A 14,912-nucleotide genomic window follows, 5' to 3' on the forward strand; every position below is an offset into this window, starting at 1 on the left:
GAAGTGTATGGCACAGATTAAGATTCCGAAAGAGAAAGTTGCGATTGTTTTGATTGAACCGCAGAATGACTTCTTGTCCGAGGGCGGAACGATGTACGCCCACATCAAGGAGCAGCTCGCCGAGCGTCATGTCATCGCCAATCTTCAGGATTTACTGGAGAAGGCGCGCGGTCAGGTGGCAAAAATCTTTTACTGCCCGTTCCATCCGTTTGATCCGGGATTTCCAGAGCTGAAAAAGGGTGGTCCGGCGTGTGAGGGTCTGCGTGGAATCGAGATGGATATGGAAGCAGACTGGGGAACCGGCGCATGGCTGCGCGGCACACCGGGACCGGAGATTATCAAAGAATTGACTCCGCAGCCGGGTGATGTGGTGGTTGAAGGCAAGAAAACGCTGGACGCGTTCCATTCGACTGGTCTGGACTATTATCTGCGGGCAAATGAGATCGAGTATGTAGCATTTACTGGTTTCCATACCGACTGGTGTGTAGAGTCATCGGCGCGTTCGGCGTATGATAAGGGCTACCGTGTCATCGTCATCAACGACTGCACCGCGACCGATACGCAGGAAGAGCAGGATTTCTGTGAAAAATGGATTTTCCCGAAGATTGGAAAAGTCATGAACCATGAGGAATTTCTGGAGGCGCTGGAGTAGCCAGAATGTGAGCGTGGCAGAGCTTTGAAATAAAAAAACGAAAACATCCCACGGGATTGCCGGAAGTAGCAGTTTCGTGGGACTTTTTTGTCTATCGATGAAAATGTTGATTTTACATGTTTTTATTCAATTTTACATAAGTAAGATAGTTACGAAGAACTCTGCCTGCTGTGATGCAAAGTGAAAATAGATTGCGGCAGGATCGAAGCAGCGGGACTGTACGGAAAAATACATGATGGAAACGCCTCTTTGCTGGTAAACACATTGTCGTCGGATGATCAGAAAGTGTTGTAGTTTCTATTTTCGTTGTTTAAACAACTGAAAAAATGTCCCAAAGCATGTATACTCTTTCTTGTAAGCGGCACAATACATATGAATGGCAGGAGAGACTAGAGGTATGCTTGTCCATATGCAGAGAGCGGATGCTAGAAACATGGACATGTAGTATAAGCCGGAGAAAAAAGGAGAAATGAGCGTATGAGCAGAGAGGTAAATCCAAGAAAAGCGGCAGTCATCGGGTGCGGATTTGTGGGTTCAGCAACGGCATTTACACTGATGCAGAGCCGGTTATTTTCCGAGCTGGTTCTGTTAGATGTGAATATGGAAAAGGCGGACGGCGAGGCGAAGGATATCGCGCACGGGATTCCGTTTGCAGGGCAGATGAAGATCTACGCGGGCACGTATGACGACGCGGCGGACGCGGCGATCATCATTATCACAGCGGGGGCGAACCAGAAGCCGGGGGAGACGCGGCTTGACCTGGTGCAGAAGAATACGGCAATTTATCAGAGTATCATCCCGGAGATTGTAAAACGCGATTTTGGCGGGATTCTGCTGATCGTATCGAACCCGGTGGATATTTTGACGTATGTGGCATTGAAACTGAGCGGGCTGCCGGAGAACCGGGTGCTCGGTTCGGGTACGGTGCTTGACACGGCACGGCTTAAATATGCGCTGGGCGAACACCTGGGCGTTGACAGCCGGAGTGTACATTCGTTTATCATCGGTGAGCACGGGGACAGCGAGATCGCGGCGTGGAGCAGTACGAATGTATCGGGCATTCCGCTGAACGATTTCTGCGAGATGCGCGGGCATTTTAACCACGATGCGGCGATGGACGCGATCGCGGAGAAGGTCAAAAACAGTGCTTACGAGATTATTTCGAAAAAACAGGCGACGTATTACGGAATTGCGATGTCGGTAAAACGTATCTGCGAGTGTATCGTCCGCAATGAGCGCTCGATTCTGCCGGTGTCTGCGATGATGCACGGGGAGTACGGCATCGAAGATATCACGCTGAGTATGCCGGCGATCGTGGGAATCGGGGGTGTGGAGACGCATGTGCCGATTGCATTGAGTGAGGAAGAGGCGGAGAAGCTGGTGGAGTCGGCTAAGAAACTGAAAGAGGTAGCGAAAGGGCTGATAGAATGATGCCAGATGGGCTGCCGTACATTGGCACGGCAGCCCATCTGAACCAATCGGTTTTACTATAAAATTCTTTTCTATCAGTAAAGGCCATCTTTTAGGCAGTCGCCTGATTTTCTTTCTGGGTCAGTAAGGAGACAACGATCAGGATAAGGAAAGAAACCGGAACTGCAACCAGGACGTTGCCAGTGAATCCAATCGTGTAAAATGAATGTTTCAGTACATATAATAGGAAACGTCACATGAAATATGATAAGATAGTGAAAGCAATTTTTATAGAACGTCCCAATCGTTTTATTGCGCGGGTAAAGATTGATGGCTCGGAAGCGGTAGAATCGGTTCATGTAAAGAATACGGGACGTTGTCGTGAATTACTACTGCCGGGGGCGGAAGTGATTTTGGAAGATTGCATAGAAAAGAATCCAAATCGAAAGACTCGCTATGATTTGATTGCAGTTAAGAAGAATAAAAAATGGGTTAACATTGATTCTCAGGCACCGAATAAAGTGGTAAAAGAATGGCTGATGACACAGGGGTATGATTGTATTAAACCAGAGTATACCTTTGGAAATAGCCGGATGGATTTCTATATGGAAAAAGGAAAGCAAAAATATCTAATGGAAGTCAAAGGCTGCACCCTTGAGATAGACGGAGTTGGATATTTTCCAGATGCCCCGACGGAAAGAGGAGTTAAGCATTTAAGGGAACTTGCAGCTGCGTGCGGACAAGGATATAAATGTTTGATAGCATTTGTGATTCAAATGGAAGGCATCAGTGAAGTCAGGCCGAATACGGAAACGCATCCCGAATTTGGCGCTACACTTCACGAGGCAAAGGCAGCAGGTGTTGAGGTGCTTTTCCTGAAATGTCATGTTGGGATGGATAGGTTGGAAATCATAGGAGAAGATGAGTCTTGAGGGCAAGGTTCTAAAGGAGAGAGAAATCTATGATACGTGAAATTGAGAATAGAAGAAGTATAAGAAAATATAAGCCAGATGAGATCGAAAGGAAGTTAATTGACGAGATCATATACAGCGCTTCCCTTGCACCATCTGCTAAAAACAGGCAGCCTTGGAAATTTATTGTATATCAGGGGAAAGAAAAAGATAAACTGGTTGATGTCATGCGTCATGGTATAAATTCAGAAAAAATGACCCATGAACTTATGCCGGAATGGGCATTTGCCATACCGGATGCTGAGAATACCGTTAGAATCATGCAGGAGGTCCCATGCCTTATAGCAGTGCTTAATACCAACCAGCATACTCCATTTGCAAGCATTGAAAATGAAAAGCGAATTGTTGAAATATGTGATTCACTGTCCATAGGTGCGGCGATTGAAAATATGATTCTGACAGCAACGGGATATGGATTGGGCACCTTATGGATTGCCAATACTTGTTTTGCCTAAAATGAGCTGATGGATTTTATCGGAACAGACAGCCAGTTGACAGGAATTGTTGCGGTTGGCTTTGCCGACGAAGCTCCGGCCAAAAGACCAAGGAAACCTTTCGAAGAAATTATTGAGTACAGATAGGTAAATCGTAATGAGTTAATCGTGTTATAATCAGGTTGGATGGAGAATAATCGTTATGATTAGAAAGTTGCAGAAGGTAGATATAAACAGAGTCGCTGATATATGGTTGACAACTAATCTGAAAGCACATTTTTTTATTTCTGAACAATACTGGATAAGTAATTATGAATTCGTGAAGGAAATGCTGCCACAGGCGGAGGTTTATGTGTATGAAGATGATAAAATGATTCAAGGCTTTATAGGAATAAATGATGAATATATAGAAGGTATTTTTGTTTCTGATGAAATGCAGTCACGTGGCATAGGTAAAATATTGTTGGATTACATCAAGGATAAAAAAGACAGATTACAGTTAAAGGTATACCAGAAGAATGTCAGGGCAATGTCTTTTTATCAACGAGAAGGATTTACTATTCAGAGTGAAGGGATGGACGAATTCACAGGAGAAAAAGAATATGTGATGAATTGGGAATCGTTTGGAATTTGAATACCCATGGCAGGAGGGGATGAACCGCCTGTTTGTTTACAAGATGGAAGATGATTCCCATCGGATGTAGTATTTTGCAGCAAGAATACCGAAGAGATTCTTCACCAGAATAAAAATATCTGAAGGGAGGCTTTCGATATGAAAAATAGAAAATACAGTCTTGTTTTTATAATGCTTTTGTGTATGATAATGGCAGTTTCAGCATTTCCGATGACAGCCAATGCCGATATGGGACCAAAGGCCTCTGTTCGGATTCAGTTTGAGCATATGGGGGATGAGCTCTGTTATGGAACTTTGCTGTCGAAGGAGAAATCTACCGGTCCGGCAAGTGCCTGGGATGGAAGAACGGAGAGTGCCCAGAAAGAGTACATGGATCCTGATATCTGGGAGATCTTTGTGAATTACAAGGATCCGGATGGATACTATTTTCTGCAGCGGAGCTGGAAGGTAAGTGAAAGCAAAGAGCTTGCATGGACCTATTATCCGCCGGATGATTTTAAAATTCTTCTGTATTATCCGGAAACGGAAACCTTTGTATCCAGTGGAATTTATGCTCGTTATGCATTTGATACGTATTATACAGTGGATATGGATGGTGTGGATATCGGTTCGGTGGAATACAATGATGATTTGAGTACCAATGAGCGGATTGAGGCCTACCGTTCGTATAATTACCGGCAGGAGATGCTGGCTCTTGGGGCAAGGATCGTCCTTACTATTTTAATCGAAATGCTGGTGGCGCTGCTGTTTGGTTTCAGACAGAAAAAACAGCTGTTGATTCTGGCTGTTGTCAACATTATTACGCAAATTATCTTAAATGTGCTGCTCAATGTGATTAATTATAATTCCGGCCCTCTTGCATTTACATTTTTCTATGTACTTTTTGAGCTGATTGTATTTGCTCTGGAGGCAGTGTTGTATTGCACAATTCTTAAGAGGCTATCAGAAAAGAAAAAGGAGGATGCATATTATATCCTGTATTCCTTTGTGGCCAATCTGCTCTCATTTGGTGCTGGATTATTCCTGGCGGCGAAACTGCCGGGCATGTTTTGATATAGAGATAAGTTAAGGTAACTTCTCAACGTGTTCAAATAGAAATGGCTCAGAAGAAAGTTCATCCAAAGTGATAACATCTTTTTGAGCATAGAGGAATGGATATATATGAAAAAACTTCTAACTTTTATGATTGTGTGGACTTGTTTGCTTACCCTGGCTGGCTGTGGCAAGAAGGACATGGATTATACGATGCAAAATGAGTCAAGTGTTGCAGAAAGTGTCCGGGAGACCGGTGAGGAGTCCGTATTGATTCAAAATGAGGATGCAGGGGAAGGGGAAAATGCGGCTCCTGAAACTAAGTATATCACCATTGACTTATCCGGAGTTGGGGAGATTCATCCGAAGGGAGATGCAGTTTCACCGTTAACGTTAAAAATTGTGTCGGAAGAGGAAAATGGAATCGATTTTGCGAACGAATGGTATGAAAGCAAACAGTTATCCCTTCCTATGGTCGGAAAGGAATGGAATAATTTCTATGATGACGAATATCAGTATATCTGGTCCGGGGATGCGCTGTATATTTATGAAAATATTTCCGGAAATTGTCTGTATGTGCTGGAGTATCCAACGGATAAATGGTATATCAACGGCAATAATGCCTGCCTCCTGGATGATATCTTTTATGGCATCAGTGTGACAAATGGTTACGCACAGCCGGATAGCTGCTTTATGTTTGCCTATGATCTGGAAAATAACAAGCTTCTTTGGCGAAGTGGGGATCAGACCTGCAACACCATGAATTTTATTGTAAAAAAGGACGTTATTATCTGCGGGTATGGTTTTACCTCGGAAAAGGATTATCTTTATCAGCTCAACCTTCACACCGGCGAGGTTATTGCAAGCCTGGAGCTGAAAAAACAGCCGGATCTTCTGGTGCCTCAGGACAATATGCTTTATGTTCACACATACAGCTATAATTATACGATAGAAATGCAATAGGAAAGGAACAAGAACTGAATGGATTCATCTGCTTCAAAAAACTTTGAACTTACTGCAGCTGTCCTGCATATCATCGCCATGACACTTATGCTGATGGATCACCTTTGGGCGACGCTTCTTCCTGCTAGGGAGTGGCTTACCTGTGCCGGAAGAGTGGCATTTCCTATCTTCGCTTTTATGGCGGTGGAGGGGTACTTCCACACCAGAAGCTTTAAAAAGTACATCCTTCGGATGCTGCTGTTTGCAGTGCTTTCAGAAATTCCCTTTGATTTGATGTACGGCGGTACCTGGTTTTATCCGGTTCACCAGAATGTCCTCTGGACATTCCTGTTGGGCCTTTTAGGTGTCTGGCTTATGGAACAGGTACGGAAAAAAGGAAAAACCTGGATGTATCTGCTGGTGTGCGTTTTGGTTGTGCTGGCAGGTCTGGTACTGGGAACTCTTTGCATGGTGGATTACTACGGGGTCGGTGTTCTGACGGTATTTGTGTTCTATTTCCTCCATGGGCGGAAATGGTGGTGCTTCTTGGGACAGCTGGCTGCCCTATACTGGCTGAATGTGGAACTGCTGGGCGGTCTGATGTATCCGGTTCAGCTCTTTGGCATGGAATTTGAACTGTGCCAGCAGGGGCTTGCGCTTCTGGCATTGATCCCCATCTGGCTGTACCGCGGCAGACAGGGCTACCACAGTAAACCATTCCAGTATCTCTGTTATGCATTTTATCCAGTTCATATGCTGCTGCTTGTGGTGGTACTGAATTTCATCAACCGATGATAAAATTTTACAATCCCCACCATTCATGGTATCATAACAGGTAGTAAAATTGCCTGTGAATACCTTGAATGGCGGTTATTTCCGTCAGTCGGTTTACCGGGCTATCCGTCATGGCCTGATGCAGGCACATTCGATGCTTTTGGAGCCATTTTATGCATTTCATCTGACGATACCGGACAAGATGGTAGGACGTGCAATGACGGATCTGGAACGCCGGTTTGCGGTTTTTGAAGGACCGGTTCTGGAGGATGGACAGGCGATACTTACCGGTCGTGCACCGGTTTCATCCCTAGATGGATATCAGACAGAAGTAACGGCTTATACCAGCGGCTTAGGACAGCTTGTCTGTACCCTGGATGGATATGGACCCTGCCATAATGAGGAAGAGGTCATCGAAGCAGCCGGCTACGATCCGGATGCGGATTTGGCAAACCCAAGCGGCTCGGTCTTCTGTTCCCACGGAGCCGGTGTCTACGGTGAGACTGCCGCACGCCGGAAGGAGTCAGCTGCCGGTGCCGCACAAAAAGGCGGAAGCAGCCAGGGAGAAGCGGACATAAGAATTATCTGCTGGACGGAGTATCGGAAGAACTGCTGAAGCAGATGAAAAAAAAAGGAAGAATAGAGGACTCAAAGCATCTTCAGAGCTGAATTTGGAATACCCAGATTCAGCTCTGAAGATGCTTTTATTTTACATAGATACTTATGAATTTTACATAAATTAGATAGTTGCACTTTTTTAAATTTGTTATTCTGATCTGGAAAGCTTCCCGGGGGAGCTTTCCGAGAGCAGGTATTGATTTGGGCGGGGTTACCTATTTGTTTCGTATCCCGCAGAAGGAATGCCGATGGCGTTTTTGAAATTTAAAAGGAGAGACAAGTTTGACATTTAAGGAAATATGTAAAAATGAAGAAATTAATGCCTATTTAAAGAAAGGTGATGAAAATCTGGGACAGCTTGGGTATACCGATCATTCCCAGGCTCACTGCGTGCAGGTGGCGCGTCAGGCAGGAAAGATACTGGAGCGGTTCGGATATTCAGACCATGAGATAGAGCTGGTAAAGATAGCCGGATATATGCATGATATCGGCAATGCCATCAACCGCACCCATCATGCGGAGTACGGGGCCCTTCTGGCAAATTCTTTACTGAAGGAGATGGATATGCCGCTGGATGACCGGATTACGATCATGTCGGCTATCGGCAATCATGATGAATCCACCGGAGGTCCGGAGGATGTGATATCTGCGGCTTTGATTATCGCTGATAAGACGGATGTACGAAGAAGCCGTGTCCGTGAAAAAGAGAGAGCCGCTTTTGATATACACGACCGTGTGAATTATGCGGTAACAGAGTCCAAACTTAAGATTGAAAAGGATCGTTCAGTTATTGCCCTGAATCTTCAGGTAGATGAAAAGATATGTTCCATGTATGATTATTTTGAGATTTTCCTGGGAAGAATGATGCTTTGCCGGAAGTCGGCGGAGATACTGGGAACGACCTTTAAGTTGACTGTAAATGGACGGAAGGTGCTGTAAAAAGTACCTCCCGTCCTTCTTTTCTGTTATCTTACTGATACGTCTCCGTCCTAATAAAGGAATCCATATATTTGATATACTCCTCTTTGGTAAAGATGGGCTGATAATTCGCTACAATCTCTTTTGCTTTCACAGCCCCGTCCCGAAGCAGGCGGTAAGCGGAGAGGGCGAAGATTTTTGCAGTGACCACATAGGCAAGTTCCTCATCCACGATATCGAAATCAACGGAGTGGAGGCCGCTTACTTTACCGCCGGTGTTGAAGGTAAGGACCGGCTGCAGATGCTGTACATCCCCCACATCGGTGGAACCGCCGCTGTAGGCGTGGGTATCTTCCTGGACGATCTGGTAATCTTTTTCACTGGTTTGTGCGGCAATCTCAGCGGCTGCCAGGACTGATTCATCGGCCTTTTCACTCAGAGCCGGAAGATATCCGGGCATAGTGGTGATTTCGCAGGAAGCACCGACGGCGATGGCACCGGCTTTGAAGGCGCGGTCTGTTTTGGCAGCAGCATCTGCGATGGCATCCTTGTTGGCGGCACGTACCAGAGTTTCGATTACCACCTCATCTGGTACTACATTGACGAGATTACCGCCTTTTGTGATAATGGGATGAATCCGGACATGGTCATCATCCCGGAAGGTTTCGCGCTGGTAAGCCAGGGCGGAAAGTCCGAGGGAGGCTGCATTTAATGCATTGACTCCCAGATGCGGGGCACCGGCTGCGTGGGCAGCCAGTCCCTTATAACGAATGACCTTGGAGACGAAACCGTTGTTGGAGTGAGAACCAATGCTGATATCCTTGTCTCCGGTGTGGTGGACGATATCCAGGTCAATGTCATCAAAAGCACCGACGCGGATGAGTTCACATTTTCCGCCGCCGTATTTGATTTTTCCCTGGGCAGTCAGGGAGTTTTTAAATTCAATCTCACCATATTCCTCTGCCGGTACGGCGAAGAATACAACCTGTCCGTCCAGCTCTTTTTTTACATCTTCATTGGTCAGAGCCAGGGCTGCACCGATGACACCGGCCAGCTGGGCATGATGTCCGCAGCAATGAGCTCCCTGAGTCTCCGGATTGGCATATTTATGTTCCGGGATGCGGAGCGCATCCAGTTCCCCGATGAGAGCCAGACTTACATTCGTTTTCTCTTCTTCATTTAAGTAGGCTTTGACACCGGTGACAGCCAGTCCTTCCTTTGTCTCAAGACCCAGATTTTTCATGAAAGAAGCAAATTTTTCTGCAGTTCTGTATTCTTTATAACCCAGCTCTGCATGGGTGTAGATATCTTTGGCGAATGAGATGATCTCGTTGCGGTGTGCGTCGATGATATCGACAATTTTCTGTTCGGTTTTATCTAAAATGAGAGCCATATGAAATCCTCCTGTTTCCTGCTGGTGCCTTCCGATGCTGTTTCCTATTAGTTAAACAGTTCCTCCGGAACAAACCATAAACCATTGTTATTCTTGTCTAAATATTCTTTGAATTCATCGGAGTGGTAAGCAGCAACGATATCTTTTGCCCACTGAGCATCTTTATTTTCCTCTTTTACAACGACCTGCAGAATCAGATGCGGCAGAATGTCTTCCTGAAGAAGGGCAGTGGATGGATCGATTCCTGCATTGTATACAATACTTCCGGTGATAACCGCATAATCAAAGTCATCTAAAACAGCTGGAATATTGGTGGAGTTCATTTCGGTAAATTCGATGTTGTAAGGGTTTTCCGTGATGTCTGCCTGGGTGACAGTGGAGAGATCCACATCCGGGTTTAAGGTGATCCATCCGGCTTTCTGTAAGAGAACATAAGCGCGGGCTGTGTTGGCGGCATCGTCCGGAACGGCTACTTTGGCACCGTCTTGAATGGCGTCCAGAGAGGTTTCGGTGGCAGAAAAGATGGCAGCCGGAACGGTAGGAATCGGGGAAATCGGGACCAGATTACCCTTCTGGGCTTCGTTGAAATTTTCGGCATAAGCGGTATGCTGCTCTACATTGAAATCGATCTCGCCGTCATTTAAAGCAAGGTCATTCTGGAGAAGGTCAGAGAAATCAACCTCGGTGAGTGTATAGCCCTCTTTTTCCAGAATTGGTTTGATGGCATCCTCAAATAAGACAGTGTACGGACCGGCAGCTTTTCCGTATTTGAGCTCCTTCTTATTAGAATCAGAAGCATCGGCGGAAGCAGCAGATTCGGTGCCGGAAGAAGCAGCGGCAGTATCAGGAGCGGAGCTTCCAGCATTACTCTTTGAGCAGCCTCCCAGAACAGCAGCTGCGAGGATCAGACCGGCGGTCAGGGTGGTTCTTACATAAGCTTTTACATTTTTCATAATTGAGTTCTCCTTTTTCTTTTAAGTGTATTTAAATTAGCAGTTTCTTCAATAGAAATAAGTTATAAGTTACTGATGTGTCCGTCTCTTCTGTGATAGCCGGTTTCCCAGACTCTGGATGATCCAGACAAATGCAATCAGGATGAAAACGGTCGCAAACATCAGCGGAAAGTTAAAGGTCTGATAGCCGTAGGTCAGGGCGATGTTTCCGATGCCGCCGCCTCCGATGTAGCCAGCCATCGCAGTTGCTCCGATGAGGGCGATGGTGCCGGTTGTCAGAGCCAGGATAACCGAAGCAAATGCTTCCGGAAGTACAAAATGAACGATAATCTGGAACGTGGTCGCTCCCATCGACTGGGCTGCCTCGATGATGCCGCCGCCGACTTCCAGAAGCGATGTCTCAAGAAGTCTTGCTAAAAATGGAGCGGTATAGATAACTAATGGCACGATAGCCGCCCTGGTACCAATCCGGGTGCCGACGATGATTTTCGTAAAGGGCATTACACATACCAGAAGGATGATAAACGGTGTGCTTCGGATGATGTTGATGAAACCGTTTAAAATCGTGTAAAGCAATGGATTTTCCTTGAGCCCGCCTTTGCGGGTCAGCCATAAGACAATGGCGATGAAAAATCCGACGATGGAACCGATAATCAGGGAAAAACCGACCATATACAGGGTTTCCCAACCGGCCTTGATGAGTTTGTCCGGCGAAATGCCTAAATACTGCTGAATCATGGTAATACAACCTCCTTATATTCTTCGTTTGATTCGAGAATGTAGCGCTCGGCTTTTTTGATTTCCTCGTCGCTTCCGATGAAGAGAACGAGCATGATGCCGACGACGATGCCCTGAATAACGTTGATGGTGGAGTAGAGAATGTTGGTTTCCACCTCAAACCGCCGGTTGATATCCCAGAGAAGCGGCTCGGTGCTGTCTGTATTTTCCAGCTTGATGCGGAGCAGGCGGCTGTTCCTCGTTTCCCGGCGGATGCTCTCGACGAGCGGTTCCGGAATAACGTCGTGGATGAGATTGCCGACAAACCGTTTGGCGATATCGGACTGCGGGTCTGAGAAAACCTGGATGACAGAGCCCGTTTCTACGACTTTACCGAAATCCATGACGGCAACTTTATTGCAGATTTTCTGGATGACATTCATCTCATGTGTGATAATCACAATTGTAATATGAAGAGTTTCATTAATCTTCTTTAGCAAATCGAGAATGGAATCAGTCGTTTTCGGGTCGAGGGCGCTGGTCGCCTCATCGCAGAGAAGAATCGACGGATTATTTGCAAGTGCCCTTGCGATACCGACGCGCTGTTTCTGTCCGCCGGAGAGCTGTCCCGGATAGTAGGACTTCTTATCGGAAAGTTCGACGAACTCCAGCAGCTCATTCACACGCGTTTCGATGTCTTTTTTGGGGGTGCCGTTTAGTTTCAGGGCAATCGCGACGTTGTCGTAAATTGTCTTGGATTCCAGGAGGTTGAACTGCTGGAAAATCATTCCGATTCCCTTTCGGAGGCTGCGAAGCTCTTTTGCGCTCAGGCTTCCAATGTCCTTATCTTCAACGAAAATCTTTCCGGAAGTCGGTCTTTCCAGGGCGTTTACCATTCGGATCAGGGTGGATTTTCCGGCACCGCTGTAACCGATGACGCCGTAGATATCGCCCTTTTCTATTTCGAAGGACACATCCTTCAGTGCTTCAAATGCACCGTCTTTCGTCTGGAATGTTTTACTTAAATGTTCGAATCGAATCATTTCTGGTCTCCTTTAACTTTGTTTATCTGGGGAAGCACATTTTTAAGGGATAATTCCTGAAAAATGACTTCTGTATGTGTCGTGTTTTTTATACGAATGATATATCTGGATGCAATATAAATATTTAATTTTGCATACTGAAATATAAATGGGTACAAAAAAGGAGGTCTGGTTGTCCAGACCTCCTAAATTGGATCGTATCTACCACTTTCCAGTGAAAGCAAGATGAGAAAAACCTCATGAAGATATCATCCAGTTATCTGTCTGCACAACAAAAGTAAGAGTGTCACAGCAACAGCAGCACATACACTCCATACAACAACACATAGCAGACATAACTGAATAAGATGTTCTCATGATGGTTTCCTCCTTTCCTTAAAATTCATAAACGATTATAAAAATATATTTCCTACTTGTTTTGTAGGTTTTAAATGATAGTTCTTATTATAGCGCGTAAATGAGATTTGTCAATCATTTTTTTATATCATCCAATACCGCCCAATGCGATGCCTAATATTAATACCAGCACACATACCGGAATATAAATATAGCGGCACACCGGTACAAACCATTTTGAAAATTTCTTTTCGCGGCCTTTGTTGACCTGCGTTTCTGCATAGTCTTTTCCGAATACCCAGAAGAACATGATTCCGGCGAGTCCGGCACCGAGGGGGCAGATGTAGATGGAGAGAACGTCCATCCAGTCGGAGACGATGCCCTGGATTAACAGGGAGACGGCAGCTCCGATGATACCGATAACCGCGCAGGCAGGGACGCGGCCAAGGTGGAGTTTTTCCTGGACGGTGGCGATCGGTGCTTCGTAGAGGTTGAGCAGGGAGGTCATCCCGGCGAAGAGAACGGCTACGAAGAAAATGATCGCGATCAACGTACCGCCCGGCATTGAGCGGATGAGGTTCGGGAGGTAGATGAAGAGAAGTCCCGGACCACCCTGATCAAGTTTTGCACCGGTGGTTGCCATTGCCGGGATGATGACGAGGGCGGCGAGAATCGCGGCGATCGTATCAAACAGGGCAACCCGCGCGGCAGATGCCGGGATGTTTTCCTCATCGGAGAGGTAGGAACCATAGATTAAGGTTCCATTTCCGGCGACGGACAGGGAGAAAAATGCCTGCCCCAGTGCGAAAATCCATGTTTTTGGGTCTGCGAGGATCTCAGGATCGATGCGGAAAATGTAGCGGTAGCCCTGCATCGCACCCGGCTGGAATGCCACGTAGATGCCTAAAAAGACAAACAGGATGAAGAATACCGGCATCATCAGCTTGTTGGCGTTCTCGATTCCGCTTCCGACGCCGAACATCAGAATCAGAATGCAGAAGAAGAGGGCGGCAAGCTGCCAGCCATTGTTTCCAAATGCGGACGCCATCGAGCCGAAAGCAGAGGCAAAACCGTCTGTGTCGGCCGGGGCAAGCGTGGCACCGGTAAAGGCTCCGATGGCATATTTTAGGATCCAGCCCATGACGACGGTATAGCCGATCGCCATCGCGAGGGAACCGGCTGCCGGGATGAAACCGAGCGCGTCACCCAGTTTGCGCCTGCCGCGTGTCTCGCAGGCAGCGCCGAACGCGTCGATTGGACCGGAGCGGGTGCCGCGTCCCAGGCACATTTCCCCGATGACACCCGTGGAGCCGATCAGGGCGACGAAGATAAAGTACGGGATCAGGAACGAGCCGCCGCCGTACAGGGAGACGCGGGTGGGAAACATCCAGAGATTTCCCATGCCGACCGCCGATCCGATACAGGCGAGGATGAAGCCCCACTTACTGTTGAAAGATTCTCTTTTTTCCATGAAATTGTAACTCCTCAAACATTATATAAGATTTGCCGCAAATATCTAGGAGTCCGCCGATTGGAAGCGGTCAGGCAGATGTTTGCATAAGTCCATCTATTATACCAGAAGAGAGGCATTGCTTTCAAGTGGCAGAGCGCGCGAATCGTATGTTTTAGGGGAAAAGGCGATCTAAAGTAACTGCCGGTGGACCGTTACAGGGAAATACCTTGATTTATAGGGTGGAAAGATGGTATTCTATAGAGGACGGCAGCGGCGGGCTTTGGGAGGGTGGCGCCGCGGCAGAGCAGATTCGAAAAGGAGAAGGTAGCACAATGAAAAACGCAAACAGGATTCCGGAAACGTTTCAGACGGATGCGGAATACAGACAGTGGATGGAGCGCTGGCAGCAGGAGGCGCGGGAGGCGACGATCGAGGGATTTAAGCAGAATCGTAAGTTAAACGGCATGACACAGACGGAGCTTGGCAGAAAGGCGGGGATTTCCCAGCCGAATATCACCCGCTTCGAGAGCGGCAGCTACAATCCGTCGCTGGATTTTATGGTAAAGATCGCAGCGGCGATGGGGAAACGGGTACAGATTACATTGGTAGATGAATAAGAGGCGTGCGCCGAG

Annotated in this window: 16 protein-coding genes; 11 read left to right on the forward strand and 5 right to left on the reverse strand. The window is 46.8% G+C overall.

The window, feature by feature from the left end; all coding sequences use genetic code 11:
* Nucleotides 1–7: 7 nt before the first annotated feature.
* From QVO97_RS08940 to QVO97_RS08985, 10 genes are all read left to right on the forward strand, one after another.
* Entirely contained in the window at nucleotides 8–652 is a 645-nt protein-coding gene (locus tag QVO97_RS08940) for a cysteine hydrolase family protein (protein ID WP_022359990.1), read from the forward strand.
* A gap of 477 nt (nucleotides 653–1,129) precedes the next feature.
* Nucleotides 1,130–2,083: an L-lactate dehydrogenase gene (locus QVO97_RS08945; protein WP_022359991.1), complete on the forward strand. Its 954-nt coding sequence runs from the start codon at nucleotides 1,130–1,132 to the stop codon at nucleotides 2,081–2,083.
* Between the two features lie 236 nt (nucleotides 2,084–2,319).
* On the forward strand, nucleotides 2,320–2,994 hold the full coding sequence (gene sfsA, locus QVO97_RS08950; protein WP_022359992.1) for a DNA/RNA nuclease SfsA: 675 nt from the start codon (nucleotides 2,320–2,322) through the stop codon (nucleotides 2,992–2,994).
* A gap of 29 nt (nucleotides 2,995–3,023) precedes the next feature.
* Nucleotides 3,024–3,488, forward strand: a complete 465-nt coding sequence (locus QVO97_RS08955) for a nitroreductase family protein (protein ID WP_022359993.1) — start codon at nucleotides 3,024–3,026, stop codon at nucleotides 3,486–3,488.
* Nucleotides 3,489–3,669: 181 nt separating this feature from the next.
* Nucleotides 3,670–4,101, forward strand: coding sequence for an N-acetyltransferase (locus QVO97_RS08960; protein ID WP_022359994.1), 432 nt, complete (start codon nucleotides 3,670–3,672; stop codon nucleotides 4,099–4,101).
* 138 nt (nucleotides 4,102–4,239) lie between these two features.
* Nucleotides 4,240–5,154 carry a hypothetical protein gene (locus tag QVO97_RS08965; protein ID WP_022359995.1) on the forward strand — a complete coding sequence of 305 codons (915 nt, stop codon included), beginning with the start codon at nucleotides 4,240–4,242 and terminating at the stop codon, nucleotides 5,152–5,154.
* A gap of 108 nt (nucleotides 5,155–5,262) precedes the next feature.
* Nucleotides 5,263–6,096, forward strand: coding sequence for a hypothetical protein (locus tag QVO97_RS08970; protein ID WP_022359996.1), 834 nt, complete (start codon nucleotides 5,263–5,265; stop codon nucleotides 6,094–6,096).
* 18 nt (nucleotides 6,097–6,114) lie between these two features.
* Nucleotides 6,115–6,870 carry a TraX family protein gene (locus tag QVO97_RS08975; RefSeq protein WP_022359997.1) on the forward strand — a complete coding sequence of 252 codons (756 nt, stop codon included), beginning with the start codon at nucleotides 6,115–6,117 and terminating at the stop codon, nucleotides 6,868–6,870.
* Nucleotides 6,871–6,925: 55 nt separating this feature from the next.
* Nucleotides 6,926–7,465 (forward strand): hypothetical protein, encoded by a 540-nt coding sequence (locus QVO97_RS08980; RefSeq protein ID WP_367950166.1) that lies wholly within the window; start codon nucleotides 6,926–6,928, stop codon nucleotides 7,463–7,465.
* A 284-nt stretch (nucleotides 7,466–7,749) separates the two neighbouring features.
* Nucleotides 7,750–8,406, forward strand: a complete 657-nt coding sequence (locus QVO97_RS08985) for an HD domain-containing protein (RefSeq protein WP_022359999.1) — start codon at nucleotides 7,750–7,752, stop codon at nucleotides 8,404–8,406.
* A 31-nt stretch (nucleotides 8,407–8,437) separates the two neighbouring features.
* On the opposite strand, the gene QVO97_RS08990 is transcribed toward QVO97_RS08985, so the two are convergent.
* The 5 genes from QVO97_RS08990 to QVO97_RS09010 form a co-directional block, all read right to left on the reverse strand.
* Entirely contained in the window at nucleotides 8,438–9,778 is a 1,341-nt protein-coding gene (locus QVO97_RS08990) for an amidohydrolase (protein WP_022360000.1), read from the reverse strand.
* Between the two features lie 47 nt (nucleotides 9,779–9,825).
* Nucleotides 9,826–10,731 (reverse strand): MetQ/NlpA family ABC transporter substrate-binding protein, encoded by a 906-nt coding sequence (locus QVO97_RS08995; protein ID WP_022360001.1) that lies wholly within the window; start codon nucleotides 10,729–10,731, stop codon nucleotides 9,826–9,828.
* Nucleotides 10,732–10,800: 69 nt separating this feature from the next.
* The gene (locus QVO97_RS09000; protein WP_022360002.1) at nucleotides 10,801–11,469 is read right to left on the reverse strand and encodes a methionine ABC transporter permease; all 669 of its coding nucleotides are present in this window, start codon (nucleotides 11,467–11,469) and stop codon (nucleotides 10,801–10,803) included.
* The gene (locus tag QVO97_RS09005; protein ID WP_022360003.1) at nucleotides 11,466–12,491 is read right to left on the reverse strand and encodes a methionine ABC transporter ATP-binding protein; all 1,026 of its coding nucleotides are present in this window, start codon (nucleotides 12,489–12,491) and stop codon (nucleotides 11,466–11,468) included. The genes QVO97_RS09000 and QVO97_RS09005 overlap by 4 nt, the downstream gene beginning before the upstream one ends.
* 484 nt (nucleotides 12,492–12,975) lie before the next feature.
* The gene (locus QVO97_RS09010; protein ID WP_022360004.1) at nucleotides 12,976–14,298 is read right to left on the reverse strand and encodes a sodium-dependent transporter; all 1,323 of its coding nucleotides are present in this window, start codon (nucleotides 14,296–14,298) and stop codon (nucleotides 12,976–12,978) included.
* A gap of 314 nt (nucleotides 14,299–14,612) precedes the next feature.
* Here QVO97_RS09010 and QVO97_RS09015 point away from each other — a divergent pair, with 314 nt between their 5' ends.
* Nucleotides 14,613–14,897, forward strand: coding sequence for a helix-turn-helix domain-containing protein (locus tag QVO97_RS09015; RefSeq protein ID WP_022360005.1), 285 nt, complete (start codon nucleotides 14,613–14,615; stop codon nucleotides 14,895–14,897).
* Nucleotides 14,898–14,912: the final 15 nt, after the last annotated feature.

Source organism: Clostridium sp. CAG:43, assembly GCF_000434655.1.
Taxonomy (GTDB): domain Bacteria; phylum Bacillota; class Clostridia; order Lachnospirales; family Lachnospiraceae; genus Otoolea; species Otoolea fessa.

Excerpts from the sequence above, each read along its gene's own strand:
- QVO97_RS08940 (WP_022359990.1), top strand. The coding sequence starts at position 8 with ATGGCACAGATTAAGATTCCGAAAGAGAAAGTTGCGATTGTTTTGATT.
- QVO97_RS08945 (WP_022359991.1), top strand. The coding sequence starts at position 1,130 with ATGAGCAGAGAGGTAAATCCAAGAAAAGCGGCAGTCATCGGGTGCGGA.
- sfsA (WP_022359992.1), top strand. The coding sequence starts at position 2,320 with ATGAAATATGATAAGATAGTGAAAGCAATTTTTATAGAACGTCCCAAT.
- QVO97_RS08955 (WP_022359993.1), top strand. The coding sequence starts at position 3,024 with ATGATACGTGAAATTGAGAATAGAAGAAGTATAAGAAAATATAAGCCA.
- QVO97_RS08960 (WP_022359994.1), top strand. The coding sequence starts at position 3,670 with ATGATTAGAAAGTTGCAGAAGGTAGATATAAACAGAGTCGCTGATATA.
- QVO97_RS08965 (WP_022359995.1), top strand. The coding sequence starts at position 4,240 with ATGAAAAATAGAAAATACAGTCTTGTTTTTATAATGCTTTTGTGTATG.
- QVO97_RS08970 (WP_022359996.1), top strand. The coding sequence starts at position 5,263 with ATGAAAAAACTTCTAACTTTTATGATTGTGTGGACTTGTTTGCTTACC.
- QVO97_RS08975 (WP_022359997.1), top strand. The coding sequence starts at position 6,115 with ATGGATTCATCTGCTTCAAAAAACTTTGAACTTACTGCAGCTGTCCTG.
- QVO97_RS08990 (WP_022360000.1), bottom strand. The coding sequence starts at position 9,778 with ATGGCTCTCATTTTAGATAAAACCGAACAGAAAATTGTCGATATCATC.
- QVO97_RS08995 (WP_022360001.1), bottom strand. The coding sequence starts at position 10,731 with ATGAAAAATGTAAAAGCTTATGTAAGAACCACCCTGACCGCCGGTCTG.
- QVO97_RS09000 (WP_022360002.1), bottom strand. The coding sequence starts at position 11,469 with ATGATTCAGCAGTATTTAGGCATTTCGCCGGACAAACTCATCAAGGCC.
- QVO97_RS09005 (WP_022360003.1), bottom strand. The coding sequence starts at position 12,491 with ATGATTCGATTCGAACATTTAAGTAAAACATTCCAGACGAAAGACGGT.
- QVO97_RS09010 (WP_022360004.1), bottom strand. The coding sequence starts at position 14,298 with ATGGAAAAAAGAGAATCTTTCAACAGTAAGTGGGGCTTCATCCTCGCC.
- QVO97_RS09015 (WP_022360005.1), top strand. The coding sequence starts at position 14,613 with ATGAAAAACGCAAACAGGATTCCGGAAACGTTTCAGACGGATGCGGAA.